Origin of the sequence: Acinetobacter qingfengensis (genome assembly GCF_008693185.1) — a bacterium.
GTDB classification, from domain to species: domain Bacteria; phylum Pseudomonadota; class Gammaproteobacteria; order Pseudomonadales; family Moraxellaceae; genus Acinetobacter; species Acinetobacter qingfengensis.
Map to the genome: position 1 here is coordinate 99,675 of NZ_VXKN01000001.1, position 16,660 is coordinate 116,334.

At 39.0% G+C, this 16,660-nt stretch carries 15 protein-coding genes; 5 read left to right on the forward strand and 10 right to left on the reverse strand.

The window, feature by feature from the left end; genetic code table 11:
* Nucleotide 1: 1 nt before the first annotated feature.
* A complete protein-coding gene (locus tag F4V57_RS00445; RefSeq protein WP_070069137.1) occupies nt 2-787 on the forward strand; it encodes an acetoin reductase in 786 nt (261 codons plus the stop codon).
* A 147-nt stretch (nt 788-934) separates the two neighbouring features.
* Here the strand turns inward: F4V57_RS00445 and cyoE are convergent, their stop codons facing one another.
* From cyoE to ppsA, 7 genes are all read right to left on the reverse strand, one after another.
* Nucleotides 935-1,813 carry a heme o synthase gene (gene cyoE / locus F4V57_RS00450; protein WP_070069138.1) on the reverse strand — a complete coding sequence of 293 codons (879 nt, stop codon included), beginning with the start codon at nt 1,811-1,813 and terminating at the stop codon, nt 935-937.
* 10 nt (nt 1,814-1,823) lie between these two features.
* Nucleotides 1,824-2,147, reverse strand: coding sequence for a cytochrome o ubiquinol oxidase subunit IV (gene cyoD / locus F4V57_RS00455; RefSeq protein WP_070069139.1), 324 nt, complete (start codon nt 2,145-2,147; stop codon nt 1,824-1,826).
* A complete protein-coding gene (gene cyoC, locus F4V57_RS00460) occupies nt 2,144-2,767 on the reverse strand; it encodes a cytochrome o ubiquinol oxidase subunit III (RefSeq protein ID WP_070069140.1) in 624 nt (207 codons plus the stop codon). The genes cyoD and cyoC overlap by 4 nt, the downstream gene beginning before the upstream one ends.
* 4 nt (nt 2,768-2,771) lie before the next feature.
* Nucleotides 2,772-4,766, reverse strand: a complete 1,995-nt coding sequence (gene cyoB / locus F4V57_RS00465) for a cytochrome o ubiquinol oxidase subunit I (protein WP_070069141.1) — start codon at nt 4,764-4,766, stop codon at nt 2,772-2,774.
* Between the two features lie 3 nt (nt 4,767-4,769).
* Nucleotides 4,770-5,876, reverse strand: a complete 1,107-nt coding sequence (gene cyoA / locus F4V57_RS00470; protein ID WP_070069142.1) for a ubiquinol oxidase subunit II — start codon at nt 5,874-5,876, stop codon at nt 4,770-4,772.
* Nucleotides 5,877-6,203: 327 nt separating this feature from the next.
* Complete coding sequence (locus tag F4V57_RS00475; protein ID WP_070069143.1) at nt 6,204-6,983, reverse strand: RDD family protein; 780 nt, start codon at nt 6,981-6,983, stop codon at nt 6,204-6,206.
* Nucleotides 6,984-7,061: 78 nt separating this feature from the next.
* A complete protein-coding gene (gene ppsA, locus F4V57_RS00480) occupies nt 7,062-9,440 on the reverse strand; it encodes a phosphoenolpyruvate synthase (RefSeq protein WP_070069144.1) in 2,379 nt (792 codons plus the stop codon).
* Between the two features lie 147 nt (nt 9,441-9,587).
* On the opposite strand from ppsA, the gene ppsR reads away from it, so the two are divergent.
* Entirely contained in the window at nt 9,588-10,424 is an 837-nt protein-coding gene (gene ppsR / locus F4V57_RS00485; protein ID WP_070069145.1) for a posphoenolpyruvate synthetase regulatory kinase/phosphorylase PpsR, read from the forward strand.
* Nucleotides 10,425-10,458: 34 nt separating this feature from the next.
* The gene (locus F4V57_RS00490) at nt 10,459-11,226 is read left to right on the forward strand and encodes a hypothetical protein (RefSeq protein WP_070069146.1); all 768 of its coding nucleotides are present in this window, start codon (nt 10,459-10,461) and stop codon (nt 11,224-11,226) included.
* A gap of 56 nt (nt 11,227-11,282) precedes the next feature.
* Here the strand turns inward: F4V57_RS00490 and F4V57_RS00495 are convergent, their stop codons facing one another.
* Nucleotides 11,283-12,533, reverse strand: a complete 1,251-nt coding sequence (locus F4V57_RS00495) for a D-amino acid dehydrogenase (RefSeq protein ID WP_070069147.1) — start codon at nt 12,531-12,533, stop codon at nt 11,283-11,285.
* A gap of 140 nt (nt 12,534-12,673) precedes the next feature.
* Here F4V57_RS00495 and F4V57_RS00500 point away from each other — a divergent pair, with 140 nt between their 5' ends.
* The gene (locus tag F4V57_RS00500; RefSeq protein ID WP_070069148.1) at nt 12,674-13,135 is read left to right on the forward strand and encodes an Lrp/AsnC ligand binding domain-containing protein; all 462 of its coding nucleotides are present in this window, start codon (nt 12,674-12,676) and stop codon (nt 13,133-13,135) included.
* 3 nt (nt 13,136-13,138) lie between these two features.
* Here F4V57_RS00500 and F4V57_RS00505 read toward each other — a convergent pair whose 3' ends face one another.
* Entirely contained in the window at nt 13,139-14,137 is a 999-nt protein-coding gene (locus F4V57_RS00505) for an LLM class flavin-dependent oxidoreductase (protein ID WP_070069149.1), read from the reverse strand.
* 159 nt (nt 14,138-14,296) lie between these two features.
* Here F4V57_RS00505 and F4V57_RS00510 point away from each other — a divergent pair, with 159 nt between their 5' ends.
* Nucleotides 14,297-16,015: a putative bifunctional diguanylate cyclase/phosphodiesterase gene (locus F4V57_RS00510; RefSeq protein ID WP_081409165.1), complete on the forward strand. Its 1,719-nt coding sequence runs from the start codon at nt 14,297-14,299 to the stop codon at nt 16,013-16,015.
* Between the two features lie 126 nt (nt 16,016-16,141).
* Here the strand turns inward: F4V57_RS00510 and F4V57_RS00515 are convergent, their stop codons facing one another.
* The gene (locus tag F4V57_RS00515; RefSeq protein ID WP_070069151.1) at nt 16,142-16,597 is read right to left on the reverse strand and encodes a glycine zipper domain-containing protein; all 456 of its coding nucleotides are present in this window, start codon (nt 16,595-16,597) and stop codon (nt 16,142-16,144) included.
* Nucleotides 16,598-16,660 lie beyond the last annotated feature (63 nt).

A 16,660-nucleotide genomic window follows, 5' to 3' on the forward strand; every position in this document is an offset into this window, starting at 1 on the left:
GATGTCAAAAGGATTAAAAAATAAAGTTGCATTAATTACCGGTGGTGCAAGAGGAATTGGTCGCGGTATTGCACTACGTTTAGCAACAGAAGGCACTCATATTGCCTTGATTGATATGAATGAAGAGCTATTAAAAAATACTCAAGCAGAAATTGAAAATTTGAATGTTAAGGCAACAACCTATGTCGCAGATATTAGCCAGTTAGATCAGGTCACAGCAGCAATTGATCATACATATCAGGCATTAGGTGGTTTTGATATCATGATTAATAATGCAGGGATTGCACAAGTACAGCCAATCAATGATATTAAACCTGATGACTTCCGAAAAATTACTGATATTAATATTGGTGGTGTTTTATGGGGAATTCAGGCTGCAGCCAAAAAATTTCAGGCACTTGATCAGAAAGGTAAAATTATTAATGCCTGTTCAATTGCAGGGCATGATGGATTTGCCATGCTAGGTGTCTATTCTGCAACAAAATTTGCTGTTCGCGCTTTAACCCAAGCGGCAGCAAAAGAATATGCTAGTCATGGTATTACTGTAAATGGTTATTGTCCAGGTATTGTTGGTACAGATATGTGGGTAGAAATTGACAAGCGATTCTCTGAGCTTACTGGCGCACCGATAGGAGAAACCTATAAAAAATATGTTGAAGGAATCGCATTAGGGCGTGCACAAACACCGGAAGACGTGGCTGCATTGGTTGCATTCTTAGCAAGTGAAGATTCTGATTATATTACTGGACAATCTATATTAACCGATGGTGGTATTGTGTACCGTTAATTTCCTGAAAAAAGGGTGTGAATTCGAGCATCCTTTTTTTATGCATAAACTTTGATGTTGTGAAAATTAATAGACTTAAATTTAAAAAATATAGTAATTGTTATTTCTAAAAATAAGGAAAGAGCAAAGCAAACTTCACTCTTTCGTTTAGAACAAGGGTAGATGTGGTGCTGGAGATTGATAGCTAAAGCTAAAACTAATACTTAATGCAGTGATTAGAATAATAGAATATAGAAAATAGCGTTTCGCCCATTGTTGGTCATCTTTAACTTTGAAACCGATTAAGGATAAATAGATCCAGTAAACACAAAGACCGTTAAATGTGATCAGGAAAAATACATTGGTATAGCCGAAACAATATAGACCATTTAATACCAAAGTAAATAGAATCACATAAATCAAACATTCAATTTTAGTCCGTAAAACTGAACGTGCAACTGGTAAAATTGGTACACAGGCACGTTGATAATCATCTAGGCGGTAAATTGCAATACCCCAAGAATGTGGCATTTGCCAAATACTATAGGCCAGAAAAATTAACAAAGCAGCCACATCAAATTCATGTGACACAGCAGTATAACCAATGACAGGTGGTGAAGCACCAGAAATACTACCAATAACCGTTTGATGAATTGATTGACGCTTAGACCATAAACTGTACACAATGACATAAACGATAAAACCCAAAGCAGCAAAACAAAAAGCGTAAATACCTGAAAATATATAAAGCAAAATAAAGCCGATGACACCAATGATCGATGCATATATAAATGCAGCAACAGGAGAAATCGTCTTTTTTACCAATGCACGATTTTGTGTTCGAGCCATCTTTGGATCAATATCTTGATCAATGATATTGTTAAAGACACAACCAGACGCAACTACTAACGTTGTTCCAATGAGGGTTAGAAGAAGTAGGGGAATATCTATATGTCCTTGAGAGGCTAGAAAAAAGCCCCCCAAGGTGGTAACAAAGTTACCAAAAAGGATACCTGGTTTAGCCAGGAGAAGGTATTGCTTAAACATGACAAACAGTTTAGATCATCATGTTAGCGTGTAGATAATTCATGATCCAGATTGAACCTACAAACAAAATGGCGATGGTCAGAACTGTGTAGATAAAAGCAATTGTATCCCAACGTTGTTCTTCAGAACCATTTAAATGTAAGAAGTAGATCAATTGAACCAATACTTGTGCAAATGCAGTAATGGCAATCGTGAACAAGACTACACCACCAGTCATTCCTGACATCACCATTCCAAATGGAATGATGGTCAGAATGATAGATAGAATAAAGCCAACTGTATATTGCTTAGAACTACCGTGCGCAGCACCAGGATTTTTTACATCATGACTCATGCAAGAACTCCTTTTAAGTAAACCAAGCTGAATACACAGATCCATACGATATCAAGGAAGTGCCAAAACAAACTTAGGCATGCCAAACGACGAGTATTTGGTAAGGTCAAACCTTGAGTTTTGATTTGATACATCAATACCAACATCCATACTAGACCGGATGTTACGTGAATACCGTGTGTTCCAACCAAAGTGAAGAATGCTGAAAGAAATGCACTTGTGCTTGGACCATGGCCTGAATGTACTAGGTGATGGAATTCATAGAGTTCCATTCCAATAAAGGCTGCACCAAAAACAAATGTAATGATTAACCATTTCAGAACACCACTCACATCATTCTTATAACGTGCAAGTACAGCAAAACCGAAAGTTACAGATGAAACCAAAAGTGCCATTGTTTCAGTTAAAACAAAACCTAAGGATTCACCGAACAGTTCTTTTGCAGTTGGTGTACCCGGTGGCACGTGGCCACTGAGTACAGCGAAAGCGATGAAGAGTGTACCAAAAAGGATAAGGTCACTCATCAAGTATGTCCAGAAACCAAAGACAGTAATTGGCGTATCATCATGGTGATGATGATCATCATGTCCGTGGTTGTCGTGATGAAGTACTTCAGCCATTGTCTTAGTCCTTCTTCAAATGTTTTTCGAGTAATGCAAAACGTTCATTCTCGATACGTTCAACTTCAGCAGCAGGAACATAATAATCAACGTTCTTGGTGAATGAACTACGAATGAATGAAATGACTGCGGCAGCAAAGCTTACAACAACTAACCACCAGATATGCCAGATTAGAGCAAAGCCTAAAACAGTCAGAATCATTGCAATAATGAAACCGGCCGCACGGCTTGTAGGCATGTGAATATCAGCGTATTTAGCAGGGCGTTGATAAGCAACACCATTTTCTTTATCTGACCAGAAACGGTCAATACCAGCACCGTCCAATTCAGTTGCAAAGTTATAGAATGGAGCAGGGGAAGATGTAGACCATTCAAATGTACGACCAGCACCCCAAGAGTCACCAGTATAATCGATAGTCTGTTTGCGTTTTAGGAAACCAACACCAAAAGTTAGCAACAAGCAAACAACACCAATTGCCACCAGTACAGCACCAACCATTGCAATGTACAAGTAAGGTGTCCACTCTGGATTATCGTAAGTATTCAAACGACGAGTCATCCCCATGAAACCAAGGATATAAAGTGGCATGAATGCAAAATAGAAACCGAAGAACCAGAACCAAAATGCAGCTTTATTCCAGAACTCATCTAACTTCCAACCAAACATTTTTGGCCAGTAGAAAGTAAGACCAGCAAAGAAACCGAACACTACACCACCAATAATTACGTTATGGAAGTGAGCAATCAAGAATAAAGAGTTGTGTACAAGGAAATCCGCTGGTGGAACAGCCATTAATACGCCAGTTAAACCACCGATACCGAATGTAACCAAGAAACCCATGGTCCAGTACATTGGTGATGTAAAGGTAATCTGGCCACGATACATCGTGAATAACCAAGAGAACATTTTAACACCAGTAGGAATGGCGATAATCATGGTCATGATACCGAAGAATGCATTGACGTTTGCGCCTGCACCCATGGTAAAGAAGTGGTGAACCCACACAACTAGCGATAAAATAGTAATTGCAATTGTTGCATATACCATTGATTTATAACCGAACAAAGGTTTGCGACTAAATGTAGACACAATTTCGGAATATAGACCAAAAGCAGGCAATACCAAGATATATACTTCTGGGTGACCCCATGTCCAGATCAAGTTCACGTACAGCATTGGGCTACCGCCAAGCTCATTGGTGAAGAAATGGAAATCGAAGTAACGGTCAAGTGAAAGCATTGCCAATGTTGCAGTTAACACAGGGAAAGTCGCAATAATCAGAATACATGCACAAAGTGTTGTCCATGTAGATACTGGCATATCCATGAGTTTCATGCCTGGTGCACGCATCTTGATGATGGTCACAAAAAAGTTCACACCAGATAACAATGAACCTAGCCCTGAAAGTTGCAATGCCCAGATATAGTAATCTACACCAACACCCGGACTATATTGAATTCCGGATAGAGGAGGATATGCCAACCAGCCTGTTGCAGCGAATTCACCTAGCACTAATGATGCCATGACTAAACCGGCAGCACCAACGAATAACCAGAAGCTCAAAGAGTTTAACAATGGGAAAGCAACGTCGCGCGCACCAATCTGTAATGGTACGGTGATATTCCACATACCAACAACAAGACCCATTGCAACGAAGAAGATCATGATTACGCCATGCGCAGTGAAGATCTGGTCATAATGGTCGGGATGTAGATAGCCTTCACCGCCGGGGCCTGCAAGAAAAAGTTGTAAACGCATCATTAAGGCATCTGCAAAACCACGCACTAGCATAATAACTGACACAATGAAATACATAATACCAATGCGTTTATGGTCTACAGATGTAAACCACTCTTTCCATAAATAACCCCAAAGTTTGAAGTAAGTTACAGCACCAAGTACTAGAATTGCACCAATGATCATAACGGCCATGGTAACCAGTACAATTGGCTCCTGAGGAATTGCTTCGGGGCCTAGTTTACCGAATAAAAAAGACATATTTTATTCTCCCGCTACAGTTTTTGCAGTAGCTGTATCTTGGCTTGCAGGCACTTCAACTGAAGCCGCTGCCTCATGCGCTACTTGCTCGTGAGATCCTGCATGTGTATTGCCATGATAGTTGCTCATATAAGCATTAATCACAGTTTTAAACAAATCAGGTTGTACAGAAGAGTAGTAAGTCACAGGAGTTGGTTTGTTTGGAAAAGGTTTCATTGCTTCAGCTTTTTCCAGAGCTTCAGTATCACCTTTACGCTGTGCTTCTTTAACCAATGCTTCGATCTGATGTTTAGAACGGTCGCCATCTTTCAATGTAGCAAATTCAGCTTGGTCTAACAGACCTTTTTGAATAGCGGTTGTACCTTTGTCATCAACAACAATCGTATTGCCTTTACCAGCTTTGATTGTATTTACCCACTCATCAAATTGTGCTTTAGTCACACTGTGTGCCTTAAAGTACATTTGAGAGAAACCATAACCACTGTAGTTGGCAGAAAAACCACGATATACGCCAGTTGTATCTGCGCTTAAATGCAATTGGGTCTGCATACCTGCCATCGCATAAATTTGACCTGCCAATTTCGGAATGAAGAAAGAGTTCATTGTAAAGTTGGAAGTGATACGGAATGCAATGGGTTGTTGCTCAGGGAAGCGAACTTCATTGATTGTTGCAATATTTTGTTCAGGATAGATAAATATCCATTTAAATTGCTCAGCAATAACTTGAATTGTTAGTTCTTCCGATGAATCCGCAGCACGTGACTTATATGGATCATAATCGTGAGAACCCTTGTAAGCAAGGTATGCCAAAAATGCAATAATTATAATAGGAATACCCCAGACTACAATTTCAATTGCAGTTGAGTGAGCCCAATTTGGCTGATAATCTGCATCTTTATTACTTTTACGGTACTTCCAGCCGAACCAGAGCGCCATAATGATCGAAGGAATAACGACAAGCAGCATTACATAAATTGCTGTTACCATTAGACCTGAAAGACCTTGCGCAACTGGACCCTCAGAATTGAGAAGTACTATATCGCCACCACAACCAGTTAATAGTGTGGTAGCTGTTAATAAAGACAATACAGCTAGTGTCTTTTGTCTCATAATACAACCTCGGTGAAGAGACCCATTTTTAAAAATATGGGATAGCGATTCAGTGCTACATGTCTAAAAAAAAGAATTTCAAATTTTAACAAAATGAAATTCCCTTTGAATATGTGGCACCGCTACGTTGTAAGGCATTATGCCTGATTAAAAGCAACTAAGCTATAACAAAACGATCATAAAAATCATTTAAAACCATGAAAAAAATAATGAATTAAGGTGGAAATGTAATTTTTTTGAATAAAATCATTATATTGTTATTGTTTTATGATGTTGTAAAAAATATTTAAGCCCAAAATGATTGGGCTTAAATGGATATTTTATGGATTATTTTTTATGGATTACAATGGTTTTAGTTAACTTGTCATGCAAAGCCTGACGTTTTCGTCCAAATGCAAAAAGCCAGTCAATTAATGAGAAAAAAGGAGTAAAAATATAATTGAGGATAATAAATAAAATACTTCTTAAAAAGAAAGAACGATTAACACTAACTAATTGGTTACTTTCTTGGTCAACAATTTGAATTGCAAGGACTTTTTTTCCAATGCTTTGACCAGATTTTTGCAATATTACAGCCTGAATAGCTAACATTACCAAGACATAAATTGCCATGGCAATCCACACAGTGTTGGGTATTACATGCATCATTTGTTGTGAAAGTATATTGGCTTGTTCAAGTTGATTTTGATTGATCAATTGCATGAATTTATTCTGCAATGTTGCAAACTGATTGGTTTGTTCTGCATTCATAAATGCAGATGGAAACATAAATATGGGAAACCACAACAGTAGGTCAATAAATTTTGCAAATGCACGTTTAGAAATTGGAGCGAGTTCACTTTTAGTCTGTGCATTATCTGTAGTGACGTTATCTGTTTTCACTGTGGAATGAAAAGGTGTGTTTATTGGTGCTTCAGTTTGTTGATAACCGGAAGGAGAATAATGGTATTGTCCTTGGGTCATTTCACCTAAAGGCTTCCATTCTGTCATGCCTTCGTGCCAAATTAAATCGGTGAGTACCACTTGTTGGCTTGCCAGCATTTGATTAAGTTGCTCGACCGTATATGGACCAGCCTGTTGGTTGTTTCTCGCCAGATAAATTTGCATTTTAACAATCTCAAAACATGTAATAAATATAAAAAAGACCCAGTCAATGTAGGGTCTTTTTTTGAAAATAACAAGGGCTTATTGGTTGCTGGCCTTTTCTTCTGCAAGGAAGAACCATGTATCAAGTACCGAATCAGGGTTAAGCGATACGGATTCGATACCTTGTTCCATGAGCCATTTTGCCAGATCCGGATGGTCTGAAGGACCCTGTCCACAGATACCGACATATTTACCTGCTTTACGGCAAGCATGGATCGCCATGGATAATAGGGCTTTAACCGCTGGATCACGTTCATCAAATAAATGTGAAACGATACCAGAGTCACGATCAAGACCAAGTGTCAATTGCGTTAAGTCATTTGAACCAATTGAGAAACCATCAAAGTGTTCAAGAAATTGCTCAGCCAATAATGCATTGGTTGGTAGCTCACACATCATGATGACTTTAAGACCATTTTCACCACGTTTTAAGCCATTTGCTGCTAATAGTTCAATAACGCGTTTTGCTTCAGCAACGGTACGCACAAAAGGAATCATGATCTGAATATTGGTTAATCCCATTTCATCGCGGACTTTTTTCAGCGCACGACATTCCAGTTCAAAGCAATCACGGAAATTGTCAGAGACATAACGACTTGCACCACGGAAACCTAACATTGGGTTTTCTTCTTCAGGTTCGTATAGCTTCCCGCCAATTAGGTTTGCATATTCATTGGATTTAAAGTCGGACATACGAACGATCACAGGTTTGTCTGCAAATGCAGCAGCCAGTGTCGCAATACCTTCAACCAGTTTTTCTACATAGAACTCAACTGGTGATGTATAGCCAGCAGTGCGTGCCAGTACGGCAGCCCGAGTTTCACGTGGTAGACTATCAATGTTAAGTAACGCTTTAGGGTGCACACCGATCATGCGATTAATGATGAATTCCAGACGAGCCAGACCAATACCTGCATTTGGAATTTGGGCAAAATCGAATGCACGATCCGGGTTGCCTACATTCATCATCACTTTAAATGACAGCGGTGGCATGGATTCAATTGAATTGCTTTGTACTTCAAAGTCTAATGCATTTTCATAGATAAATCCTGTATCACCCTCAGCACAAGATACCGTAACTTCCTGATCTTCAGTCAATACCTCAGTTGCATTACCACAACCTACAATCGCTGGAACGCCTAGTTCACGTGCAATAATGGCTGCATGACAAGTACGGCCACCACGATTGGTAATGATAGCGGCTGCACGTTTCATTACAGGTTCCCAGTCTGGATCGGTCATGTCAGAAACCAGTACATCACCTGGCTGAACGCGATCCATGTCCTTGATGTTAGTAACGATGCGTACTTTACCTGAACCGATACGTTGACCGATGGAACGACCTTCGCAAAGGACTGTACCTTTTTGTTTTAACAGATAACGTTCCATTGTTCCTGCACTTTGACGACTTTTTACTGTTTCAGGGCGTGCCTGAACGATATAAAGCTGTTGGTCATCACCATCTTTTGCCCATTCGATGTCCATTGGTGCACCGTAATGTTTTTCGATGATTAATGCTTGTTTAGCTAACTCTTGTAATTCGTGGTCATTAAGTGCAAATTGTTGACGATCCTGTTTTTCAACATCAACAATTTCAACTGAACGACCCGCAGCACCTTCATTGCTGTAAATCATTTTTTTGTGTTTAGAACCAAGATTACGGCGTAAAACTGCATGTCTGTTCGTGTTCAATAATGGTTTTGATAAATAAAATTCATCAGGGTTTACAGCACCCTGTACGACCATTTCTCCCAGACCGTAAGAAGCAGTGATAAATACTACATCACGGAAACCTGATTCCGTATCCAATGTAAACATGACACCAGCAGAACCTGTTTCAGAACGTACCATACGTTGTACACCGGCAGAAAGCGCCACAATATCGTGATCAAAGCCTTGGTGGACACGGTAAGCGATTGCACGGTCATTATACAGGGACGCAAAAACTTCTTTAATGGCAACCAATACGTTGTCAATACCCCGGATATTAAGAAAGGTTTCCTGTTGACCTGCAAATGACGCATCAGGTAAGTCTTCTGCAGTCGCAGAAGAACGAACGGCAACCGCGATATCAGGGTTGCCGTTGGATAATGCTGCAAATGCATTACGAGTTTCTTTTTCTAACTCAGGAGTCAGTGGAGAATCAATAATCCATTGACGAATTTTAGCACCCGTTTCTGTCAATGCAGCAATATCATCTACATTTAGATGAGTCAGTTCTTCCTGAATTTTTGCTTTTAGACCGCTTTTGTCCAAAAATTCACGATAAGCATCAGCTGTGGTGGCAAATCCACCTGGTACTGAAACCCCAGCATTTGATAAGTGGCTGATCATTTCGCCTAGAGAGGCATTTTTTCCACCTACTTTTTCAACATCATGCTTACCTAATTTTTCCAGACCAATAACGCGTGCTTCCAAGGTCGTTACTCCACTGTGATGTAAGTAAAATTTAAATTGTTTATCAGGTGTGCCTATATTTTAGTCGATGATAGGCGACAGATTTTCAACATCCGTTTACTATAAAGATTATATGCCGCCAAGACAAATATTTAAGGTGAAAAAAATATGTCAGAACGCAATTTGATTAACAGAAGTGTATTTTTTATTTCTGATGGAACAGCAATTACTGCAGAAACTTTAGGACATTCATTATTGGCACAGTTTCCTAATGTAAATTTTGATATCCATATTATTCCGTATATTGATTCAGAAGAAAGTGCGTTAAGTGTGGTGCAGCAAATTAATACTGTGGCGGAACGTGATGGAACATTACCACTGGTGTTTGATACATTAGTTAATCCTGCAGTCCGTGAGATTATTAATACAGCAAATGCAGTTAATCTGGATGTTTTTGAGGGTTTAATCTGTAAGCTTGAACAGGAATTGGGAACTAAAGCGACTTCAATTATTGGCCAAACTCATGCGGTAACGGACACAGAATCTTATAAATCACGTATTGATGCAGTACATTTTGCACTGGATAATGATGATGGTGCCAGAACGCGACATTATGATCAGGCAGATTTGATTTTAATTGGTGTGTCACGTTCTGGTAAAACGCCAACATCAATTTATTTGTCATTACAATTTGGTATTCGGGTTGCAAATTATCCTTTAACAGAAGAGGATTTGGATGATAATCGTTTGCCAGCCGTATTACGTCCACATAAGCATAAATTATTTGGTTTAATGATTGATGCAGAGCGTCTGGTTGCGATCCGGAGCGAACGTAAGGCCAACAGTCGTTATGCCAGTTTTAGCCAGTGTCAAATGGAACTTCGCGCGGTGGAAGGTATCTATATTTCTGAAGGAATTCCATTTCTGAATGTTTCTGAAATGTCGATTGAAGAAATTTCAACACGAATTTTACAATCTACAGGCTTAAAACGCCGTATAGGTTAATCATATATAGCTCGATGAATGCTTGGAGCACAGGATGAAAGTAATAAATTGGTGTGGTGTACTCGTGGTTGGTGCGGTTTTATCCTGTTATAGCCATGCCAATGTGGTGCAATTGAAGCAATACGAGCAGAAGATTATTAATAAATATAAAGATGCTGATTTTTATGCGATTAATCAAAATTATACCAAAGATGTGATGAATGGTTTATTACAGGATCCGGCATCTTTTTATTATGATTTTAAACCACTACGACAAAGTTTATGGTTGGGTATTCATTGGTCACCTGATCGTAAATTGAAGTTCTATACTTTTGATTTAAGTGGTGGCGGTACCATGAGAGAATATGAGTCTTATGTGCAATATCGGCTTGGACAGAAAAACAGACTCCAGCCGTTACAACTAGGCGCGATTACGGAAGTGCGGCAAATCCTGATTGCAAAGCAGCCAATTTATCTGGTGCAAAGTTATTATCAGGGTAGCAGTTGTTTATTGGGATATGATATTTCAGCATTTAAATTAGAACAGGGGCAATTTAAACCTGCCAGAATTTTTTATCCAAAATCAAATAAACCCTTACACAGTATCAGTATTAATTATGATTGTGCCAATCATCGGGATGATGATCAAAATACACAGGACATGGCAAACCAATATCTAAAATTATCCGGAGATAATAAAATACTGGACATCATGTTACTGGATCAAAATGAAAAGCCACAGTATAAATATTTACGTTATGTCTTAACGCATAAGGGCTATCAATATCGGGGTGTTGTAAACACATTTGAGTTAACAAAGTAATTTGTAATCTTCTGGAAGCTAAACAATTGTAACTTCCAGAATTTTAAGTAGGTGGATTAGCTATAACGTGCGATGGATAATCCTTCTGTGCTAATTTCAGGCGTATGATTAAAAATAATATCACTTAGCAATTTTCCCGAACCACAGGACATGGTCCATCCTAATGTTCCATGTCCTGTATTTAAAAATAGATTTTTAAATTTGGTTTTGCCAATAATTGGTGTGCTATCCGGAGTCATGGGGCGTAATCCTGTCCAGAAAGTTGCCTGTGATACATTGCCACCCGGAAATAAATCATTGACCACCAACTCCAGTGTTTCTCTACGTGTTGGATTAAGGCGTAAATCAAATCCACCTAATTCAGCCATTCCACCAACACGAATACGATTATCAAAGCGGGTGACCGCAACTTTATAGGTTTCATCCAGCACTGTAGATTGTGGTGCCAGATTCTCATCAACAATAGGAACAGTAATCGAATAACCTTTCACAGGATAAACTGGTAAATCAATATCAAGTGGTTGAATAAAGCTACGGCTATAACTGCCAAAAGCCAGAACATATTGATCAGCTTTCAGAATTTCATCCCCAACTTTTACCCCTGTAATTTGATCATTGTCCCAAATTAACTGATCAACTTGCTGGTTAAAGCGAAATTCTACCCCTAAATCTTCAGCCAGTTTAGCCAATTTATTGGTGAATAAAAAACAATCACCTGTTTCATCATTAGGTAAGCGTAAGCCACCAGTTAGATGATCTTTAGCCTGTGCCAATGCTGGTTCAACTGTGGCAAGCTGCTCAGGTGTTAGCATTTCATGCGGAACACCACATTCTTCTAAAACTTTGATATCACGTTGTACAGCTTCGAGTTGTGCGTCATTACGAAATACCTGTAAGGTGCCACCAGAGCGATTTTCATAGTTTATGTTGGTGTCTCTGCGTAATTCACGTAAGCAATCACGGCTGTATTCTGCAACCCGTGTCATACGTTCTTTATTAACGGCATAGGATTCTGGATTACAATTGGCCAGCATTTTTGCCATCCATTGTAATTCCCAAAATGACCCGTCTAGGCGAATCGCCAGTGGTGCATGGCGCTGGAACATCCATTTCATGGCTTTCAATGGAATACCGGGTGCTGCCCATGGTGTTGAATATCCAGGGGAAATTTGTCCAGCATTACCAAAGCTGGTTTCTTGTGCAGGATTGGGCTGGCGATCCAAAACAGTGACTTTTGCGCCTTTCCTGGCAAGGTAATATGCACTGGTGACGCCAACTACACCACTGCCGAGTACAATAACGTGCATTATACATTCCTCTGGTTAAATTCTAGTTAATTCATCTAGTATATAGATGGATAAAAAGGTAATTTCACTGTTTTAATGCTTATAATTTAGGTAAAATTTAAAGTATTTACTTTTAAATAAGCATTTGGGTTGAAAAAATAATGCGAACTCTGGATCGTACAGATCGTTTGATACTGGATATCATGCAAAAAGAAGGCCGTATTGCGATTAGTGAACTAGCTGCAAGGATAAATTTATCCACAACACCTTGTTCTGAACGTGTAAAACGGTTGGAACGAGAGGGTGTGATTATGGGGTATCATGCTCGTGTCAATCCTGCACTGGTGGAAAAAAGTCTATTGGTATTTCTGGAAATTAAACTTTCGGCAAAATCAGGAGATGTATTTGATCAAGTGGCAAAGGATTTGGCGCAGATTCCAGAAGTATTGGAATGTCATCTGATTTCGGGTGAATTTGATTATTTGGTTAAAGCAAGATTGAAGCAAATGAGTGCATATCGCCGGCTGTTGGGTGATATTTTAAAAAAACTACCAGCTTCTGCCTCCTCACATAGCTACATTGTGATGGAGGAGGTAAAAGAATCTCTATATCTCGAAGTATAAGATTCAGTTTTGCAAATTTTTTAATAACTCAATGCTGTGTAAGCGTTTCTGATCATCATAGATATCACAGGTAAAAATTAATTCATCTGCTTGGGTTTGTTGTAAAAATTGCTCAAGTTGCAATTTTACAGTGCTAGGTGAGCCAATTTTTGCAACACCTAGGAAATTATGTACAGCAATTTTTTCTGCCTCTGTCCATAAGCCCTGCATGGTTTCTACTGGCGGTTTTAAAGTGGTAGGTTGACCACGTAATAGTGCAACAACACGCTGTTCATTACTGGTTGCAAGATATCGTGCTTCATCATCGTGATCTGCAACGACAACGGGTACGCCAAGTATGACATAAGGTTGTTCGAGATAAGCAGATGGTTGAAAGTTCTCACGGTACAATTGAATGGCTTGCATCATCATACGAGGAGCAAAATGAGAAGCAAAAGCATAAGGCAAGCCAAGTTGAGCAGCAAGTTGTGCGCTAAATAAACTTGATCCTAATAGATATACTGGAACATGTGTGCCTTGACCTGGTGTGGCAAGGATTTGTTGTTGTGGTCTTGCATCTCCAAGATAAGTTAAAATTTCTTTGACATCTTGTGGAAATTGATCTTCAGTTTCCTGTCTGCCACGACGTAAAGCCCGCATGGTAAGTTGATCTGAACCTGGCGCACGTCCTAAACCAAGATCAATGCGATCAGGATATAAGGTTGCTAGTGTCCCAAATTGTTCGGCAACCATTAAGGGCGAATGATTTGGTAACATAATCCCACCTGAACCTAAACGTAAAGAATGGGTATGTGCTGCAAGATAAGCAATTAAAACACTAGTTGCCGAGCTGGCAATACCACGCATATTATGATGTTCTGCTAACCAAAAGCGATGATATCCTAGCTTTTCTGCATGTTGTGCCAAGACCAAAGCCCGGTTGAGGGCAATTTTTGCAGAACCATCGTCCTGAATTGGTGCAAGTTCCAGTATAGAGAATTTACAATGTTGTAATGTAGACATCATGAACCTGCCATGTGTATATAAATGTTATATTAATAGGGATGATGAAGAGCAAATTAAAGTCTTGCAAATATTAAAATTTGACGATTCAATGATCCGTATTTGGTAATACAAGATAATAGTTTACTTCCTGATTTTGTGTGACATAATTCACTGAATATGGAAATTATAAGGTATTTTTTCTTGACTTATACCTGTGATCTTGTGTTAAATAAAATTGATATAAATCAAAATTTTATCCTATATCAACAATTCATGGATGTTAGTGTCGACTGCATTAAAATTATTGATATAAATGGTATCGTGCTGCACATGAATCGAGCAGGATGTATCGCCTTGCTTGGGCAGCCAGATGCCAATGCCTTTGGTCTGGAATGGTTAAAACTTCTTCCTGCCGAAGTTCGTGGAATTGGACAACAGGCAATCAACAGAGCCAGAACAGGTAAAACAGCACGTTTTTCAGGGAAAAGTGGTCAGAAGAAAGATACCCAGTACTGGGATAACCTTTTAACACCCATGCTAAATGAAAATGGTGAGATTTATCAAATTTTATGCGTTTCCAGAAATGTGACGTTGCAAAAACTTGCTGAATCTAAACTGGCAAGAATTAGCCAGACAGATGAGCTAACAGGACTAAATAACAGAAGAACATTGAAAAAATATATTCGAAAAATATTGAGGCACGCAGATAAAAAACAAGGAAAAGTTGGTTTGATGTTTATTGATCTGGATCATTTTAAATTAATCAATGACACTTTAGGGCATGCTGCTGGCGATTATTTATTAAAGACTTTTGCAAAAAGACTGGCATGTTGTGAGGATAAAAGAATATTTGTGGCCAGACTTGGTGGAGATGAGTTTGCTCTTGTTATAGACCAATTAAAAAATAAAGATGAATTACGAGAAATTGCCGGGATAGTGTTAAAAAAAATGGAAAAATCTATCATGTATGCTGGTAAATATATCAATGGCAGTATTAGTATCGGATGTGCCATTTATCCGGATCATGCTATTCATCAGGCAGATTTTATTAAAGCAGCAGACAGTGCGCTTAATCATCTTAAAATCACAGAACGAGGCGGCTTTAGAATTTTTAATAGAGAAATTGCAATTCATATTAAAGATAAGGCACATCAGATTGAAAATTGTCGAGCAATTATTCGTGACGGGTTGATTGAAGCCTATTATCAGCCACAGGTTAATCTTATTACGGGGCAAATCATTGGCTATGAAGCTTTACTACGCTGGATGGATCAATCAGGCTGTCTTCAATTACCTAATTCAATTTTTGAAGCATTTCAGCAATATGATTTAGCTAGAAAAATTGGTGATGTAATGCTTGAGCATGTATTAAAGGATATTAAAACATGGCAGAAAAACCATCATAAAGTTTTGCCAGTTTCGATTAATGCTGCACCTATTGAATTTTTACGGGATGATTATGCCGAACATTTAATTCAAAAACTTGAGTATTATCAGATTTCTGGAGATTTAATTCAAATTGAAATTACAGAACAAATATTGAGTGACCGTGGGGCAGCGTACGTGCTAAGAGCATTAAATGTGTTAAAGGCGTATGGTGTACGTATTGCATTAGATGATTTCGGGATTGGGCATTCTTCATTGATTCGACTTCGGGATTATCCCGTTGATTGTTTGAAACTGGATGCCAGTTTTATACAATCTATTGGCGATGATGGGAAAAATTTCAGTATTATCAGGGCCATTACTGAACTTGGTCCAAGTTTGTCTTTGAAAATCATTGCTGAAGGTGTTGAAACTGAACAGCAGCGCCAGTTACTGGTTCAAATTGGCTGTCAATATGGTCAGGGATTTTTGTTTAGTCCAGCGATTCATGCAGATCAAATTTATCAATAAGTAATCCAATTGATGAGATTTACTTTAAATAATTATAAGTTTTACACGTTGTATGCTGCATTTGCATGAAATGAAGTTAGAGGAGAGTCTGGCTCTCCTTGTTAATTAGATGGGATAATTGCTGACTTAGTGGCGATAATAACGTTGTGCATAATGGCGCTGTGAGTGGCGCTTGTAATGTTTGCGTTGTTGGCTGGATTTTTTATCAGCCGCGCGGTCATTACCAATTTTATTACCTAAAGCACCACCACCAGCACCACCCAATGCGGCGCCAACAACCTGACCATTACCACCATAAGTTCGTCCTACAGCGGCACCGGCGTAGGAACCCAGACCAGCACCAATGGCAGATGAGGTTCGATTGGATTTTTTGCTGGCTGCGGCTGCACCACCAGCACCACCAATTGCTGCACCAATATTACCACCAGTAGATCCACCAACTTGTTTACCAACTACTGTACCTACTGCACCGCCTAAAGCACCAGCCAAAGCAACACGGGTTGTATTATCTGCATGTGCGGTACTCAGCATGATTGATGAAGAGGCCAGCACACTAGCTAGTAATGCAACATACTTTTTCATAAAATTCTCCATTTCGATTTGACATGATTTCACTGTAATAACTTGAAACATATTTAAAATGAA